A 15,849-nucleotide genomic window follows, 5' to 3' on the forward strand; every position below is an offset into this window, starting at 1 on the left:
TCCTTGTTCTGCGCGACCTAAGCAAAGAGATGAAATGAACCATGACGGAGTCTGGAGCAGAGAAGAAATTGCCCGAGCGACGAGAAGGACTGGATTTTATCCGTGAGATCGTGCTGCGCGACATCGAAAGCGGGCGCTACGGCGGCCGCGTGGTTACGCGTTTTCCGCCGGAGCCAAACGGCTATCTCCACATCGGCCACGCCAAGTCAATTGCGCTCAACTTCGGCATCGCCGAGGAGTTCGGCGGCGTCTGCCACCTCCGCTTCGACGACACCAACCCGGAGACCGAGGACATGGAGTACGTCGAAGCCATTATGCGCGATGTGCGCTGGCTGGGCTACGACTGGGGCGATAAGCTCTTTTTTGCGTCCGACTATTTCGAGCAGCTGTATCAGTACGCAGAGCGCTTGATCCTCGAAGGCAAGGCTTACGTCGACAGCCTTGACGAGGAAGGCATCCGCCAGTACCGCGGCACGGTGACAGAGCCAGGACGTCCAAGCCCGTATCGAGATCGCTCGGTGGAGGAAAACCTCGATCTCTTCCGACGCATGCGCGCAGGGGAGTTTCCCGACGGCGCACACGTGTTGCGCGCCAAGGGCGATCTCGCCTCTCCCAACATGAAGATGCGCGACCCGCTGCTCTATCGCATTCGCCACGCCAGGCACTATCGCACGGGCGACGCCTGGTGCATCTACCCGATGTATGACTACGCGCATCCCATTTCGGACGCCATCGAGGGCATTACCCACTCCATCTGCACCCTGGAATTTGAGAACAACCGCGCCATTTACGACTGGCTGTTGGACAATCTCTTTGAAGAGCCGCGGCCGCATCAATATGAGTTCGCCCGTCTCAACCTGGACTACACGGTGATGAGCAAGCGCAAGCTGCTGCAGCTGGTCGAGGAGGGCCACGTCGCCGGCTGGGACGACCCGCGCATGCCCACCATCGCCGGCCTGCGCCGCCGCGGCTACACGCCGGAAGGCATCCGCCTCTTCTGCCAGCGCATCGGGGTGGACAAAACCAACAGCCGCGTGCAGATCGAGGTGCTGGAAGACGCCATCCGCGACGACCTCAACGCCCGCGCCCCCCGCGTGATGGCGGTGCTGCGGCCGCTCAAGGTGACGCTCACCAACTTCCCCGCCGACCGCGTGGAGTGGCTGGACGCCGACTACTGGCCGCACGACATCGGCAAGGAAGGTTCGCGGCCGGTTCCCTTGACGCGCGAGCTATATATCGAACGCACCGACTTCAGCATAAACCCGCCGGAAGGCTGGACGCGGCTGACCCCTGGCGGCGAGGTGCGGCTGCGTCACGCCTATTTTATCCGCTGCGACGAAGTGGTCACCGACCCCACGAGCGGCGAGGTCGTCGAGCTGCGCTGCTCCTATGACCCGGATTCGCTGGGCAAGCCTGCGACCGCCAGTCGCAAACGCAGCACAGCCATCCAGTGGGTGTCGGCGGCGCACGCCGTCCCGGTCGAAGTGCGCCTCTATGACCGTCTTTTCACCGTGCCCAACCCGGACGAAGTCGAAGAAGGCAAGACATTCAAAGATTATCTTAACCCGAACTCGATCGAGGTGATCGAGCGCGCCCTGGTTGAGCCTTCGCTGGCGCAGGCCGAGATCGGCAGCCGCTATCAATTTCTGCGCCACGGCTATTTCATCGTGGACATCGACTCGACGGAGGAAAGGCTCGTCTTCAACCGCATCGTCGAGCTGCCCGACGCCTTCGCCGCCAGGATGGCCCCTGTGGCCAAAGGGCGCGCGGCGCGTGAGAAAACAGAGCAACCGACCGAGGTCGTCGTCGGCTCCATTTCCGAAGAGCGAGAGCGCATCCGCGCCGCCGATCCCTGGTTGGCGGAAAAATACGCTGCGTTTCAGCAGACGCTCGGGCTGACCGCCGAACAGGCCGATCCCCTCACCGGCAGCCGGGCCACGGTCGCCTTTTTTGAAGCGGCGCTCTCCACGGGCGCAGATGCCCGCGCGGTCGCCAACTGGATCAACAACGAAGTGCTGCGCCTGCTCAAGGAGCGTTCGGTCGAGGAGCTACCCTTCGGCGGCGAGGCGCTCGGCGAGCTGGTGAAGCTGGTGGAGACAGGCGTCATCACCACTGCGGCGGCCAAAACCGTCTACGCCGAAATGGCGGCGCACGGCGGCGCTCCGCAAGAGATTGTGCAGCGCCTTGGCCTCGACCAGACCCTGAGTGAGGAGGAGCTGGTTGCCATCATCCGCCAGACGCTCGGCCAGTTCCCGGAGAAAGTCGCGGAGTATCGCAACGGGAAACGCAATTTGCTCGGCATGTTCACCGGCCAAGTGATGCGCATCGTCGGCGGCAAGGCGGACCCCAGACGGGTGCAGGAGCTGCTCAAGCAGGAGCTGGAACAGTAAAGACGCAGATCAAAACGGATGCTGCGGATTTTCACGGATAGGAATACGGTATAGAGCGCTTATGACGAAATCCTCTCAGACGCCGGCGCGCGTGCGCTTTGCGCCCAGCCCGACCGGCTATCTCCATCTCGGCGGGTTGCGCACCGCCTTGTTCGATTGGCTTTACGCGCGTCACACCGGCGGGCAATTTATTTTGCGCATCGAAGACACCGACCAGAAGCGCTACAACCCAGAGAGTTTGCAGGATTTGATGGAGGGGCTGCGTTGGTTAGGGCTGCACTGGGACGAAGGTCCGGACATCGGCGGCCCCCACGCGCCCTACATCCAGAGTCAACGCCAACCCATCTATCAACAATACGCCAACTGGCTGGTGGAACATGGCAAAGCCTATCGCTGCTACACCACCGAGGAGGAGCTGGAGGAGCTGCGCGCCAGAGGGCTGCCCTACGACCGCCGGCATCGCAATCTGACGCCGGAGCAACGCGCCGCCTTCGAGGCCGAGGGCCGTCCGTTCGTCATCCGCTTTGCGGCGCCGCTCACCGGAACAACGACGGTGCACGACGCCATCCGTGGAGAAATTACGGTTGAAAACGCCACGATCGTCGATCCGGTGCTGCTCAAGAGCGACGGGCTGCCCACTTATCATCTGGCCGTCGTCGTGGACGATCACCTGATGGAGATCACCCACGTGTTGCGCGGGGAGGAGTGGATCCCCTCTGCGCCGCTGCATGTGCTGCTCTTCGAGGCCTTTGGCTGGAGTGCGCCGGTCTTCGTGCATCTGCCCGTCATCCTCGACCCCAGCGGCAAAGGCAAGATGAGCAAGCGCAAAACCGTCGTCGACGGTCGCGAGTTCTCCCCCTTTGTGCGCGATTACATCCGCGGCGGCTACCTGCCCGACGCCATGTTCAACTTCCTGGCAACCATGGGCTGGAGCTTTGACCCAGAGCGTGAAATCTTCACGCGCGAGGAAGCGATCGAGCGCTTCGACGTGGCCGACATTTCCCCGAAGGCCACGGCGTTGCCTTTCAGCAAACTCGAATGGATGAACGGCGTCTACATCCGCCAAATGGATGTCGTTGCGCTCAAAGACGCCGTCGCGCCCTTTGTCGCCGCCGACCTGGGGCTGGACGTCGAAACGTTGCGCCGGGATCCTCGCCTGCTGGCGCTGACGCCCTTGATTCAAGAGCGCATCAAGCTGCTGACCGAGGCGACGGCGCTGGTGGACTGGGCCTTCCTGCCCGCGGAGAAGATCACCTATCCCGATCCGACGCAGCTGATCGGCAAAAAGCTCACCGCTGCGCAGAGCATCGAGGCGCTGGAGGCGGCCCGCGAGCTGATCGCCACGGTCGAGCCGTTCGAGGCTGCGACGCTGGAGGCGGCCTTCCGCAGCCGCGCCGAAGCGATGGACATCAAGCTGGGCAGTTTTCTGACGCCGGTGCGCGTGGCGGTGACGGGCAAAACCGTCTCGCCGCCGCTCTTTGAGAGCATCCACATTCTTGGACGGGAAGAGACGCTGAAACGGCTGGTCAACGCCATTCAGGCGCTCACCGCCTATGCGGCGACAGCCGTGGAGAGGCCGTAGGGGTGGCTCGCAGCCGCATCCTGTCTACAGCCCTCGCACCTGACGCACTTCACGCCAACTGATCACCTGAATCTGCTCGCGCGCCAGCGTCTCTCGAAAAATGGGGTCGGCGGGCAGCCGATGCTCCCACGTGCGCTTTTCCCACTCCGGCGTGATGGCGCGCAGCTCCGGGCTGTCCATGGCCGGATGGATGAAAAGTTCATGGACGCCGTCGGGCAACCGCTTCAACTTTTCGCACACCCCATCTCGAAACGATTCATAGGTTTCGCCTGGCAGCTTTTCATAGGGATGGGCGAGCAGGCAATCGAGCACCGGCACCTTTAACGCCGCCGCCGCGCCGGCGACCTGTTGCATCCTTGCGCGCACCTCTGGGCTGAGCGCATCGCCGATGGCGTCGCCCGGCAGGAACTGCGTAGGCAGGCGAAAAGGGAAGCCGCGTTCCGCACACAGTTGAAAGACCAGCGGCAGATGGCTTTGCACGCCCATCAAGCCGTAGAGCGACCCCATGTGATTGTCCAGGTGCGAAATGCGCAAGCCCCAGCGCTCCGCATGCGCCAGTTGCGCCCGCATCTCGCGCTCGACCTCCGCCGGCTGTGTGCGCTGCTCCACGCTCAGCACATCCCTGTGAAAATAGCCCTCCGCATCCACCAACGAAGCGACTTCCCCTTGCGCCAGCGGACGCCAGCGATAGCCCGCCCACTCGCTCGTGAAAGTGAGATGCAATCCGATGCACTTGTCCGGATGCGAACGGGCGTATTCTGCGGCTTCGGGAAACCACGCACAGGGCGCCATGAGGGTGGCGGAGGTGATCCAGCCGCCCTCCAACAGATCGATGATGGCCAGGTTCATCGAATGGCACATGCCGAAATCGTCGGCGTTGAGAAGCAGATAGCGGGTCATAGCGGCTCCTTTTGTGGAATCGCATCCAGAGGCTGCGCCTCCAGCGGCCGAGGACGCTCTTCCCGGTATAAAAAGGTAATTGCAAACGCAATTAGCAGCAGTGTGAAGGGCACGGCGCTGATCAGAAAGCGGAAGGCGCCCTCTGGGTTCGGGCCGGGATTTTGTCCACTTTCATAGCCGTAGATCACCCCGACGATCCAGAAAGCAAGCGCAGAGAGGAAGGCGCTCGAACGCGTGATGAAGCCTCCTACGGCGCCGTAGATCGCCTCGCGTCGACGGCCTGTGCGCTCGGCGTCCAGGTCAATGATGCGCGCGCCGACGACGCTCGGGGTGACCAGAAAACCCGCCAGGCCAAAGCTGACCAGAAAGCCGCCCACTGCGCCGCCGATCAGCCCTTCGACGAACGCCATCGGGATCACAGAAAACGCATAGACGGCCATCGCAACCTGCCAGGCCCGCTTGGCGCCGATCCTTCGGATCAGCCACGCCCACACCGAGACCAGCGGCACAACCGGAATGAAGATCATCGCCAGCAGGATCGAGACCTGCGCCTCGGGAATTTTGAGCGCATATTTGGCGTAGAAAGGAATGATCGAACCGAGCAACCCGTTGACCGTCTGCGCAAAGGAGTTGGCGATGTTGAACACCCAAAATGGCCGGTTCTTGAGCGTCTCCCGAAACGCCTCGGCGAATTTGAGCGGGGGCTTTTCTTGGGCCTCAGGATTTTCGCGCACGCTGAGGATCAAGATCACCATCAAAATGGCGTACACCACGGCGAAGAGCAACGCCATGCGCTGAAAACCCAACGCAGCGAAGACGATGGGCGTCACGGCCGCGCCGATTAAAATGCCGATGATCTGATAGCCCTGCTGGATCGCCGAGGCGCGCGCACGCTGGGCCTCTCCGCGAAAGATTTCCGGAAAAAGCGCGCCATAGTTCGTCCACTGGATGGCGGCGGTCGTCTCGTAGAGAATCAAGGCCAGCGTGAACCAGAGGAACAGGCTCTGTCCCCGGAACGCCTCAGGCGGCGAGAAAATGATGACAAAGAAAAGTGCATAGAGGGGCAACGTCGCCACCAGCCAGGGACGCCGACGCCCCCAACGCGTGCGCGTGCTGTCCGACCAGTAGCCGAAGAGCGGATCGTTGACCGCATCCCACACCATGTAGATCGTGCGGGCGATGGTCGCCAACCCAACCGCCAGCCCCAGCGCATCGACGTAAAAATAGGTGTAATAGGTGCTGAACGCCTGTCCTGGGATCATCAAGGCCAGCATGCCCAGGGCATAGGTCCAGGGTGAATTGATCAGCTTCGTTTTCATGCGCGCTCCTTCAACAGAAAGGTTGCGGATTGTTATGTTTTGGGTGATTGCGCCGAAGTTCAGGAGACGACCGGTCGTCAGAGCATTGTACCGTCCTCTCCGCTCGGCGTGAAAACCCGGCAAGCCAAACGACGGATTTCGATGGGCGAAGCCAGGCAAAGCGCGCCCGCCTCTTCAGAGACGCAAAATCTTATCATTCACCATTTCTCCATTTGCTTTATTTTTCATAGCAAACTACACTGGCAGTCGGATAGAAAGAGGAGTTGCGCAGTTAAACTCGTGGCTGCGGCTCGCAGCCGCAGGTCTTCGGTGGACCCGAGGTGTGGCCCTCACCCCCCGGCCCCCTCTCCCAATGCTGGGAGAGAGGGAGGAGAACGTCGTAGCTGCGGCTCGCAGCCGCACGTTCTCGGTGAATCGCAAGAGTTTGGGTGAATCAGAGAAGCGCAGCTACGAGCAGCGCCTACGAGAAATACACCGGGCTCATCGTAGCTGCGGCTCCCAGCCGCAGGTCTTCGGTGGACCCGAGGTGCGGCCCTCACCCCCCGGCCCCCTCTCCCAATGCTGGGAGAGAGGGAGGAGAACGTCGTAGGTGCGGCTCGCAGCCGCACGTTCTCGGTGAATTGCAAGAGTTTGGGTGAATCAAGGAAGCGCAGCTACGAGCAGCGCCTACGAGAAATACACCGGGCTCATCGTAGCTGCGGCTCCCAGCCGCACGTCCTCGATGGATCACAAGGTCTTGGGGAGGTTCGAGAAAGCGCAGCAGGTGGACCCTCACCCTCTGCCCCCCTCTCCCAATGCTGGGAGAGGGGGAGGAGGACGCCGTGGGTGCACGCTCTCGACGGCCTGCAAGGCCTTGAGAAATCAGGGAAGCGTTGCTACGAGCGGCGCCTACGGATTGCCGGGTTTATTTGCGAAATTCCTCCAGCTTCCTGGAAGGCCTTATTCTACGAGAAAATTTCACCTGACCGTGCAACTCAAAAGAAAATTTTCGCTACATACTATGTTTTCTATAGCAAAACAAGATCGGGAGAACGGGTGTCCTGTCGCAGCTATGACCCGGCTGCTGGGGTCACGGTGGACGATGCTGATCATCCATCATTTGCGTGCGCCGAGACGCTACCGCGAGCTACAGACGCTCGTCGGCGAGGTGAATCCGGCGACGTTTACGCAGCGACTGCGGCTGTTGGAACAGCAGGGGCTGATCGTTCGACGGGCGAACCCAGAAAATTCTCGCCACGTTGAATACGCCCTGACGCCACAGGGGGCGGAACTGCTGCCTATCCTCGATGAACTGGCGGCCTGGGCGCGCAGATGGTCGCGCAAAGGGGACGCCACAATGGATGCAACGACGGATTCAGATAGAAACGGATTCGGATGCGTGCAAGGAGCGGTTGCCGGTGAACGCAACAATGCGCCGTCGCCCCCCAATGAATCCGCTGTTGAATTTGGCGCCGCCCATAGAAGAAAGGAGCTTTGATGACGAAATTTCGACTTCATCCAAAAACGCGCCCGGGCGCTGTGGCGTTGACCGTCATCGACCTGCCGCGCATGGTGGATTTCTATCAGCGGCTGTTGGGGCTGCGTTTGCATGCTCGCAGCGAGGATGTCGCCGTGCTGGGCGCCGGTGGGCCGGATTTGCTGTATTTGTACGAAAACCCCAATGCTCGGCGCTATCGCGGCGTCTGCGGTCTCTATCATTTCGCCGTGCTGCTTCCCGATCGCCGCGAGTTGGCGCGCGCCATCGCCCGGCTGCTGCAGGCGCGCTACCCCAACGCACCCACCGACCACATCATGACCAAGACGACCTACCTGGACGACCCAGAGGGCAACGGCATCGAGTTATACTGTGAGTCGCCCGAAGATGGTGAGTTCGTCGTCGACGGGCAGCGCTTTTACGCACGTCGCGCGGACGGCTCCTGGAGCGATGGCCGCGAACCTCTGGACCTGCACGCGCTCTTCCGCCACCTTCGCCCCGGAGATGACCTGGCCGCCCCCATGCCGCCGCCGACGCGCATCGGGCACGTGCACCTGCACGTCGGCGACCTGGAAGAAGCGATGCGTTTCTATTGCGACGTGCTCGGCTTCGACGACAAAGGGTTGATGCGGCTGTTTCGCATGGCGATGGTCTCGGTGGACGGCTATCACCATCACATCGGCCTCAACACCTGGCAGGGCGAAGGAGCGCCGCCGGCGCCGCCAGATGCGGCCGGCCTGCGCTGGTTTTCACTGGCCTTGCCCGATGACGCTGCCCTGGAGAGTGTACTGGAGAACGTGCGCCATCACGGGCTGACGCCGGAGCCTCATGCGTTTGGCTGGCAGGTGTGCGATCCATTCAACCATCGCATTGTGCTGACCGTCGATCCGGCGCTCGCCGCTGCGGCGTTGCAGGAAGAGTCGCAGCGGCGGACGAATTGAACGTCGTGAAGGGCGAAAAGTTCGCTGTGCGTCAACGTCGTTGCTGCAGAGAGGAGAGGCAATGGCTTACTATCTGGTGCGAGCAAAGTTAAAAGGCGAGCTGAGGGAGGAATTGCGCAGCAGGTTGGACAGACAGGAGTTCCGATCGATGCGCCCCTTTGGCGTCGCCCTCACCAAGGGACTCACCGGCGCCCGCCGCGATCCGGCGACCGGCGAGGCGGTGTGGGAGGAGGAAGATTACTGCTCCCCGCCCCTGGCGATGGAGCGCGACGCCGTGTTGGACCGCTATTTCGATGATCTGCGCGTGGAAACGGTGCGCGAAGGCGAGGGATGGCGGCGCATCGCTGGCTTGCCTTCTCTGTGGGAGTAAAGCACTGTGGGAGGAAAGATGTGTGGCCATCGTATGCAGATGGCCACACATCCGTCAGACAAAAAGCTGGGTAAGTCTATCGACTCTGCGCATCGATCACGGCGATCGTGGCGACGTTGACGATGTCGCGCACCTCGGCGCCGGTGGCGAGCACATGGATCGGTTTCGCCATGCCGACCAGGATGGGGCCGATCGCCTCGGCGCCGCCGAGCTGGCTGAGCAGCTTGTAGGAGGTGTTGGCCGAGGCCAGGTCCGGGAAGACGAGCACATTGGCGTCGCTGACCCGGCTGAAGGGATAGTGCTGTTTCATCAACGCCGGCGAGACGGCGACGTCCGCCTGCATTTCACCGTCGATCTCGAGGTCAGGCCGCTGCTGGCGCACGAGTTCGGTCGCCTGCTGCACCTTTTTCTGGCTGGGATGCGGGGTGCTGCCAAAGTTGGAGAAGCTCAGCATGGCGATGCGCGGCTTGACGCCGAAGCGTTCCGCCAGATCGGCGGCGTTGAGCGCAATGGCGGCAAGTTGCTCGGCGGTCGGATCGATGATCACGGTGGCGTCGGTGAAGAAGAACATGCGATCCTGCACGAGCATCATGTAGACGCCGCTCACCCAACGTCCATCCTGGGCGCCGACGCACTGCAGGGCCGGTCGCAGCACCTCGGGGTAATTGTAGGCGAGGCCGGCGATGAAGGCGTCGGCGTCGCCCATTTCCACCATCATGGGGCCGTAGTACATCTTCTGGCGCATCAGCTCGCGCGCGCGGGTGAGGGTGACGCCTTTGCGTTGGCGCTTTTGATAGAAACGCTCGGCGTACTCCCCCTGTTTCGGCGAGTCGATCGGATCGATGATCTCCGGCTCCCAGTTCAGGCCCAGCTCTTTGATCTGGCGGCGCACTTCCTCGACATGGCCGAGCAGAATGGGTTTGGCGACGCCGTTGACTTCCACCTCATGCGCAGCGCGGATCACGCGCGGCTCGCGGCCTTCGCCAAAGACGAGGCGCTTGGGCGCCTTGCGGGCTTTTTGCTCCAGCATGTGCATTGTCTGCGCGCCTTTGCCCTGCCGCGCTTTGAGCATGTTGATATATTCGTCCAGGTCGAGATGACGCCGCGCCACGCCGGTTTCCATCGCTGCTTTGGCGACGGCGGGCGCCACCCACAACATCACGCGGGGGTCGAGCGGCTTGGGGATGATGTACTCGCGGCCAAAACGCAGCTCGTTCAGTCCATAAGCGCGGATCACGCTGTCGGGCGCGTCTTCCTTGGCCAGCGCCGCCAGCGCGCGCGTCGCCGCCAGTTTCATCTCCATATTCACCTTGCGCGCCCGCACATCCAACGCGCCGCGGAAGATGAAAGGGAAGCCCAGCACGTTGTTGACCTGGTTGGGATAGTCGCTGCGTCCGGTGCCGAAGATGACGTCGCTGCGCGCGGCCTGCACCTCTTCGTAGGTGATCTCCGGGTCTGGATTCGCCATGGCGAAGATGATGGGGTCACGCGCCATGCTGCGCACCATCTCGCGCGTCACGCAGTTCGCCACGGAAAGGCCGATAAAGACGTCGGCGTCGACCATCGCCTCCTCCAACGTGCGCGCCGGGGTGTCGGAGGCGTATTTCTCCTTGTATTCGTTCATGCCGACCGTGCGCCCTTTGTAGATGACGCCTTTGGTGTCGCACATGATGATATTTTCCTTGCGCACGCCCAAGGCCACGTAAAGATCGGCGGTGGCGATCGAGGCTGCGCCGGCGCCGTTCATCACTACTTTGATCTGGTCGATCGGCTTGCCGACCAGCTCCAGCGCGTTGAGCAGACCTGCGCCGGAGATGATGGCGGTGCCGTGCTGATCGTCGTGAAAGACCGGGATGTCGACGCGCTTTTGCAGCTCGGTCTCAATGTAGAAACATTCCGGCGCTTTGATGTCCTCCAGGTTGATGCCGCCGAAGGTCGGCGCAATCATCTCGCCGAAGCGGATGATCTCGTCGGGGTCTTTGGAATTCACCTCGATGTCGAAGACGTCGACGTCGGCGAAGCGTTTGAAGAGCACCGCTTTACCTTCCATCACCGGCTTGGCGGCAAGCGGCCCGCGATCGCCCAGGCCGAGGATGGCGGTGCCGTTCGAGATGACGGCGACGAGATTGCCTTTGGCCGTGTAGTCGAAGGCGAGCTCCGGATTTTCGGCGATGGCGAGCACCGGATAGGCGACGCCTGGCGAGTAGGCCAACGACAGGTCGCGCTGCGTCTCCATCGGCTTGGTGGCGACGATCTTGAGTTTGCCCGGCCTGCCCTGTGCATGGTAATCCAACGAATCCTGTTTCAGGTTTTCCATGGTGTTCCCTCTTTTGGTCATGGCGGGCGTCTGTTCAGTCTTCCCTCTGCACGCAGCCGCTCCGAAGGTCTTTCCAAAGCGGCTGCGTGCAAAGTCGAGCAGGCGCTCATTGCGGTTGAACGATCCAAAAAACGATCTTAGTCCAATTCCATCGGGAAAACATCGACGCCTGTCCCCGAATTGAAGAGACTTCTTACCTCTTATTCGACGGTCACGTTACCTCTTATTCGACGGTCACGCTCTTGGCCAGGTTGCGCGGCTGATCGACGTCCGCCCCGCGGCGTACGGCCATCTCATAGGCGAAAATCTGGAGCGGCATCACCGCCAGAATGGGCGTCAACAGCGCATCGGTCGCCGGGATGGGCAGCACGGCGTCCACTTTGGCGCGGATGGCGTCATCGTCGGCGTGGGCGACGGCCAGCACCGGCCCGCTGCGCGCCTTGATCTGCTCGATCTGGCTGAGCATCTTGTCGTAGACATGGTCGCGCGGGGCGATGACGACGGTGGGCATATTGGCGTCGATCAGGGCGATCGGGCCGTGCTTCATTTCGCCGGCGGGGTAGCCCTCGGCGTGGATGTAGCTGATCTCTTTCAGCTTAAGGGCGCCCTCGCGCGCGATCGGGTAGTGAATGTTGCGCCCCAGGTAGAGAAAATTGTGATAGGTGTGGTAGCGCTCCGCCAGCTCGCGATAGCGTTCGCTGCGCAGCGCTTCTTCGAGCAGCTCGCCGGCCAGGCCGGGCAGGGTGGAGAGCGTCCGGATGATATGGCGGCGTTGCGACTCCGGCAATGCGCCCCGCTGCTCCCCTAGATAGAGCGCCAGCAGCAGCAAGTCGGTGATCGAGGCGGTGAAGGCTTTGGTGCTCGCCACGCCGATCTCCGGGCCGGCCTGCATAGCAATATGACCGTCGGTGACGCGCGCAGCCTGACTGCCGATGGCGTTGACGATGGCGGCGGTGAAAGCCCCATGCGCACGCGCTTCCTCAAGCGCAGCCAACGTATCGACGGTCTCGCCGCTCTGGGTGATCGCCAACACCATCTGGTCGGGCGCAACCAGCGGCGCTCGATAGCGAAATTCGCTGGCGTAGTCCACCTCCACCGGAATGCGCGCCAACCGTTCAATGTAGTATTTGCCGACCAGGCCGGCGTAATAGCTGGTGCCGCAGGCCACGATGGTGATCCTGGAAAGGCGCTGCGCCTGCGCAGCATCCAGGTTCAGGCTGTCCAGGATGACGCTGTGGCGCTGAAAGTCAAGCCGACCGCGCAGCGTGTCCGTAAGGCTGCGCCCCTGCTCGAAGATCTCCTTTTGCATGAAGTGACGAAATTCGCCCTTCTCGGCAGCCGTGGGATTCCAGTCGATGCGCACGCACGCTTTGTGCACCGGTCGACCCTCCAGGTCTGTGAACACGGCGCCCTGAGCGGTGACGATCGCCATCTGCTGATTGTCGAGAAAGGCCATCTGGCGGGTGTGGTGCAGGATGGCCGGGATGTCGGACGCGACAAACATCTCGCCCTCGCCAAAACCGACCGCCACCCCGCCGGCGTTGCCCAGGCGCACGGCGATCAGGCGATCGGGATGGCGGGAGGAAAGGGCGACGATGGCGCTCGGCCCCTTCAGCCGTTGCATCGCCCTCTGAACGGCGCGCTCCAGATGGCCGGCGTCGCCGTTGTGATAGTAGTGATCGATCAGATGAACGATCACCTCCGTGTCGGTGTCGCTCTGGAAGCAATAGCCGATGCCCTCCAGCTCCTGGCGTAGCTCCCAAAAGTTTTCGACGATGCCGTTCTGCACGACGACAAGATCGCCGTCGGGGCTGCTGTGCGGGTGGGCGTTGCGCTGGCTGGGCGGGCCGTGCGTCGCCCAGCGCGTGTGACCGACGCCGACAACGCCGAAGACAGGCGCCTCTGTGACGGCCCGCTCCAGGTTGACCAGTTTTCCTGCTTCGCGGCGCACCTGCAGTGCGCCTGTCCTGTCCAACACGGCCAGTCCGGCCGAATCATAGCCGCGATATTCCAACTGCCGCAGCCCCTGCAAAATGATCGGGGCCGCTTCTTGCCGGCCAATGTAGCCAACGATGCCACACATAGACTTTCCTCCAATGGGAATTGTTGCGCGCGACATGAAGCGCGCCGCGCGCCCTCTGGCGTTTCGTTGCTCTTGCGCCATGAATTGCGTCCCTGCCGTGAGGAAAAATAAGGCTATGCTTGCGCTGCAAAAGCTCACCGCAGAGGCGCTGAGAGCGCAGAGATTTCACGGATTGCGTCGATTCGATGGCTTCCACTGCGGGCGTCTTTGTGACGGCGGTCGCCCGCCACTTTTGCACGCACGCTTACACAGGAGTAGGGCGGGAAAGATTTTTCTGGACGGTGAACGTCCAGGTTGGGCCGGTGGAAGGCGGCCCAGGGGCATCCGCTGATCGTTCGATTTTCCCGCGCAGTGGGCCAATCCTGCTGCACGGTTAGTCTGGCGCGCGCCAGAAACCCCTTCCTCGTCAACCGCTGAGGCCAGCGGGCCATGCGCTCTCTTTCCCTTGTCCGTTGCACCCTCGCTAGGCGCCTCCTTTCCCTTCAACTCCCTTCTCTTCAAAATGAAAACCCAGTTGCAGGTTCAGTATAACAGCAAATTCCGTCGAAAGAAACTGCATATCCTTGCGCGCCGAGAACGTCCGACTTGAAAGCTGCACCTACGCTGCACACGAAGCTCGATCCTCTCAACGTGGCCGCTTTGCTGCTGAGTTGGCGATGGCCCTTACGCCATCGCCAACTCAGGAGTGACAGGTCTGCCCTCGCGGTCAAGCGGAATGTCCGCGCGCCAGCGCGAGTCGCTGATGATCTTCGACCTGTCGACGCGATCTTTGTAGCGCGCAGCCACCTCGATCACTTCGCAGAGCAGCCCCTCGCTCAACGTGATCGGCTTCAAACCTAACTCAAGAAATTGTCGGTTGTGGATCACCAAGTCGTTCTCCGGCGCTTCGTTGCGCGGGTTCACATAATATCGAATTTCGGCGCCCGTGAGCCGCGACACAAGCTGCGCCAGATCGCGCACGCGGTGAGTTTCGGTGGCCTGGTTGAAAATTTTCACGCGTTCTTTGCGTTGAGGCGGATGCTGAATCGCAAGCGAGATGCAGCGCACCGTGTCGCGAATGTGAATGAACGCCCGCGTCTGCCCGCCGTTGCCGTAGACGGTCAGCGGATGCCCGACCGCCGCTTCGACCAAAAAGCGATTGAGCACGGTGCCGTAGTCGCCTTCCCAGTCAAAACGATTGATCAGGTCAGGATGCATCAGCGTCTCCTCTGTGTTTGTGCCCCAGACGACGCCCTGGTGCAGATCGGTGATGCGCACGTCATCGTTCTTGTTGTAGTAGAAGAAGAGCAACGCATCGAGCGTCTTGGTCATGTGGTAAATGCTGCCTGGATGAGGCGGATAGGGGATTTCGATTTCCCGCTCGACCCCGTCGATCTCCACCTTCACGGTGAGATATCCCTCGGGGATCGACATGCCCGCCGTGCCATAGCCGTAGACGCCCATTGTCCCGAGATGCACCAGGTGAATATCCAGGCCGGATTCGACGATGGCGCAGAGCACATTGTGCGTGCCGTTGACGTTGTTGTCCACGGTGTAGCGCTTATGGCGAGGAGATTTCATCGAGTAGGGCGCAGCGCGTTGTTCGGCGAAGTGGACAATGGCCTTAGGGCGCACTTCTTCGATCAATTTTTCAAGTTCGTAGTAATCTTCGGCGATGTTCAGGTTGTAAAAGGCAATGCACCTGCCGGTCAACTCCTCCCATGTGCGCAGCCGTCGCTCGATCGGCTGAATCGGCGTCAGCGACTCGCAACCGAGTTCGATATCGATCTTGCGCCGTGAAAGGTTGTCCACGATCACGACGTCGTATCCCTCGCGCGACAGCCGCAGCGCCGTCGGCCATCCGCAAAAACCGTCGCCGCCAAGCACGATAATTCGCTCTGAAACAGCCATATAGGGTTCACTCCTCTGTATTGTTCATAACTTCGCAATTTTGTAGGCGCTGCTCGTAGCTGCGCTTCCTTGATTCACCCAAGCTCTTGCGATTCACCGAGAACGTGCGGCTGCGAGCCGCACCTACGACGTTCTCCTCCCCCTCTCCCAGCATTGGGAGAGGGGGCCAGGGGGTGAGGGCCGCACCTTGGGTCCACCGAAGACCTGCGGCTGCGAGCCGCAACTACGATGAGCCCGGTGTATTTCTCGTAGGCGCTGCTCGTAGCTGCGCTTCCTCGATTCACCCAAGCTCTTGCAATTCACCGAGAACGTGCGGCTGCGAGCCGCACGTTCTCCTCCCTCTCTCCCAGCATTGGGAGAAGGGGCCAGGGGGTGAGGGCCGCACCTTGGGTCCACCGAAGACCTGCGGCTGCGAGCCGCAACTACGATGAGCCCGGTGTATTTCTCGTAGGCGCTGCTCGTAGCTGCGCTTCCTCGATTCACCCAAGCTCTTGCAATTCACCGAGAACGTGCGGCTGCGAGCCGCACGTTCTCCTCCCTCTCTCCCAGCATTGGGAGAAGGGGCCAGGGGGTGAGGGCCGCA

The 15,849-nt window shown here is 61.7% G+C and carries 11 protein-coding genes; 5 read left to right on the forward strand and 6 right to left on the reverse strand.

Annotated elements, in window-relative coordinates:
- Nucleotides 1–41 precede the first annotated feature (41 nt).
- Together Q0367_RS01330 and gltX are read left to right on the forward strand one after the other, a co-directional pair.
- Nucleotides 42–2,390, forward strand: coding sequence for a glutamine--tRNA ligase/YqeY domain fusion protein (locus Q0367_RS01330; protein ID WP_297640875.1), 2,349 nt, complete (start codon nucleotides 42–44; stop codon nucleotides 2,388–2,390).
- Nucleotides 2,391–2,451: 61 nt separating this feature from the next.
- Nucleotides 2,452–3,972 carry a glutamate--tRNA ligase gene (gltX, locus tag Q0367_RS01335; protein WP_297640876.1) on the forward strand — a complete coding sequence of 507 codons (1,521 nt, stop codon included), beginning with the start codon at nucleotides 2,452–2,454 and terminating at the stop codon, nucleotides 3,970–3,972.
- A gap of 24 nt (nucleotides 3,973–3,996) precedes the next feature.
- Here gltX and Q0367_RS01340 read toward each other — a convergent pair whose 3' ends face one another.
- Both Q0367_RS01340 and Q0367_RS01345 read right to left on the reverse strand, forming a co-directional pair.
- Complete coding sequence (locus Q0367_RS01340; RefSeq protein WP_297640877.1) at nucleotides 3,997–4,872, reverse strand: polysaccharide deacetylase family protein; 876 nt, start codon at nucleotides 4,870–4,872, stop codon at nucleotides 3,997–3,999.
- On the reverse strand, nucleotides 4,869–6,191 hold the full coding sequence (locus tag Q0367_RS01345; RefSeq protein ID WP_297640879.1) for an MFS transporter: 1,323 nt from the start codon (nucleotides 6,189–6,191) through the stop codon (nucleotides 4,869–4,871). Before Q0367_RS01345 ends, Q0367_RS01340 begins: the two co-directional genes overlap by 4 nt.
- Nucleotides 6,192–7,242: 1,051 nt before the next feature.
- Here Q0367_RS01345 and Q0367_RS01350 point away from each other — a divergent pair.
- The 3 genes from Q0367_RS01350 (at nucleotide 7,243) to Q0367_RS01360 (ending at nucleotide 8,976) form a co-directional block, all read left to right on the forward strand.
- Nucleotides 7,243–7,668: a helix-turn-helix domain-containing protein gene (locus Q0367_RS01350; RefSeq protein WP_297640882.1), complete on the forward strand. Its 426-nt coding sequence runs from the start codon at nucleotides 7,243–7,245 to the stop codon at nucleotides 7,666–7,668.
- Nucleotides 7,668–8,606: a VOC family protein gene (locus Q0367_RS01355; RefSeq protein ID WP_297640883.1), complete on the forward strand. Its 939-nt coding sequence runs from the start codon at nucleotides 7,668–7,670 to the stop codon at nucleotides 8,604–8,606. The genes Q0367_RS01350 and Q0367_RS01355 overlap by 1 nt, the downstream gene beginning before the upstream one ends.
- Before the next feature lie 61 nt (nucleotides 8,607–8,667).
- Entirely contained in the window at nucleotides 8,668–8,976 is a 309-nt protein-coding gene (locus Q0367_RS01360; RefSeq protein ID WP_297640885.1) for a hypothetical protein, read from the forward strand.
- A gap of 76 nt (nucleotides 8,977–9,052) precedes the next feature.
- Here the strand turns inward: Q0367_RS01360 and Q0367_RS01365 are convergent, their stop codons facing one another.
- The 4 genes from Q0367_RS01365 to Q0367_RS01380 form a co-directional block, all read right to left on the reverse strand.
- Complete coding sequence (locus Q0367_RS01365) at nucleotides 9,053–11,293, reverse strand: NADP-dependent malic enzyme (protein WP_297640886.1); 2,241 nt, start codon at nucleotides 11,291–11,293, stop codon at nucleotides 9,053–9,055.
- 223 nt (nucleotides 11,294–11,516) lie between these two features.
- Nucleotides 11,517–13,376: a glutamine--fructose-6-phosphate transaminase (isomerizing) gene (gene glmS, locus Q0367_RS01370; RefSeq protein WP_298980681.1), complete on the reverse strand. Its 1,860-nt coding sequence runs from the start codon at nucleotides 13,374–13,376 to the stop codon at nucleotides 11,517–11,519.
- Nucleotides 13,377–13,510: 134 nt separating this feature from the next.
- Nucleotides 13,511–13,807, reverse strand: a complete 297-nt coding sequence (locus Q0367_RS01375; protein ID WP_298980682.1) for a hypothetical protein — start codon at nucleotides 13,805–13,807, stop codon at nucleotides 13,511–13,513.
- A 232-nt stretch (nucleotides 13,808–14,039) separates the two neighbouring features.
- Entirely contained in the window at nucleotides 14,040–15,266 is a 1,227-nt protein-coding gene (locus Q0367_RS01380; protein WP_297640891.1) for an NAD-dependent epimerase/dehydratase family protein, read from the reverse strand.
- Nucleotides 15,267–15,849: the final 583 nt, after the last annotated feature.

Origin of the sequence: uncultured Caldilinea sp. (assembly GCF_937128415.1) — a bacterium.
Lineage (GTDB): Bacteria > Chloroflexota > Anaerolineae > Caldilineales > Caldilineaceae > Caldilinea.

Coding starts and splice junctions, on each gene's coding strand:
- glmS (WP_298980681.1), bottom strand. CDS start 13,376: ATGTGTGGCATCGTTGGCTACATTGGCCGGCAAGAAGCGGCCCCGATC.
- Q0367_RS01380 (WP_297640891.1), bottom strand. CDS start 15,266: ATGGCTGTTTCAGAGCGAATTATCGTGCTTGGCGGCGACGGTTTTTGC.
- Q0367_RS01375 (WP_298980682.1), bottom strand. CDS start 13,807: ATGGCCCGCTGGCCTCAGCGGTTGACGAGGAAGGGGTTTCTGGCGCGC.
- Q0367_RS01330 (WP_297640875.1), top strand. CDS start 42: ATGACGGAGTCTGGAGCAGAGAAGAAATTGCCCGAGCGACGAGAAGGA.
- Q0367_RS01360 (WP_297640885.1), top strand. CDS start 8,668: ATGGCTTACTATCTGGTGCGAGCAAAGTTAAAAGGCGAGCTGAGGGAG.
- Q0367_RS01345 (WP_297640879.1), bottom strand. CDS start 6,191: ATGAAAACGAAGCTGATCAATTCACCCTGGACCTATGCCCTGGGCATG.
- Q0367_RS01350 (WP_297640882.1), top strand. CDS start 7,243: ATGACCCGGCTGCTGGGGTCACGGTGGACGATGCTGATCATCCATCAT.
- Q0367_RS01355 (WP_297640883.1), top strand. CDS start 7,668: ATGACGAAATTTCGACTTCATCCAAAAACGCGCCCGGGCGCTGTGGCG.
- Q0367_RS01365 (WP_297640886.1), bottom strand. CDS start 11,293: ATGGAAAACCTGAAACAGGATTCGTTGGATTACCATGCACAGGGCAGG.
- Q0367_RS01340 (WP_297640877.1), bottom strand. CDS start 4,872: ATGACCCGCTATCTGCTTCTCAACGCCGACGATTTCGGCATGTGCCAT.
- gltX (WP_297640876.1), top strand. CDS start 2,452: ATGACGAAATCCTCTCAGACGCCGGCGCGCGTGCGCTTTGCGCCCAGC.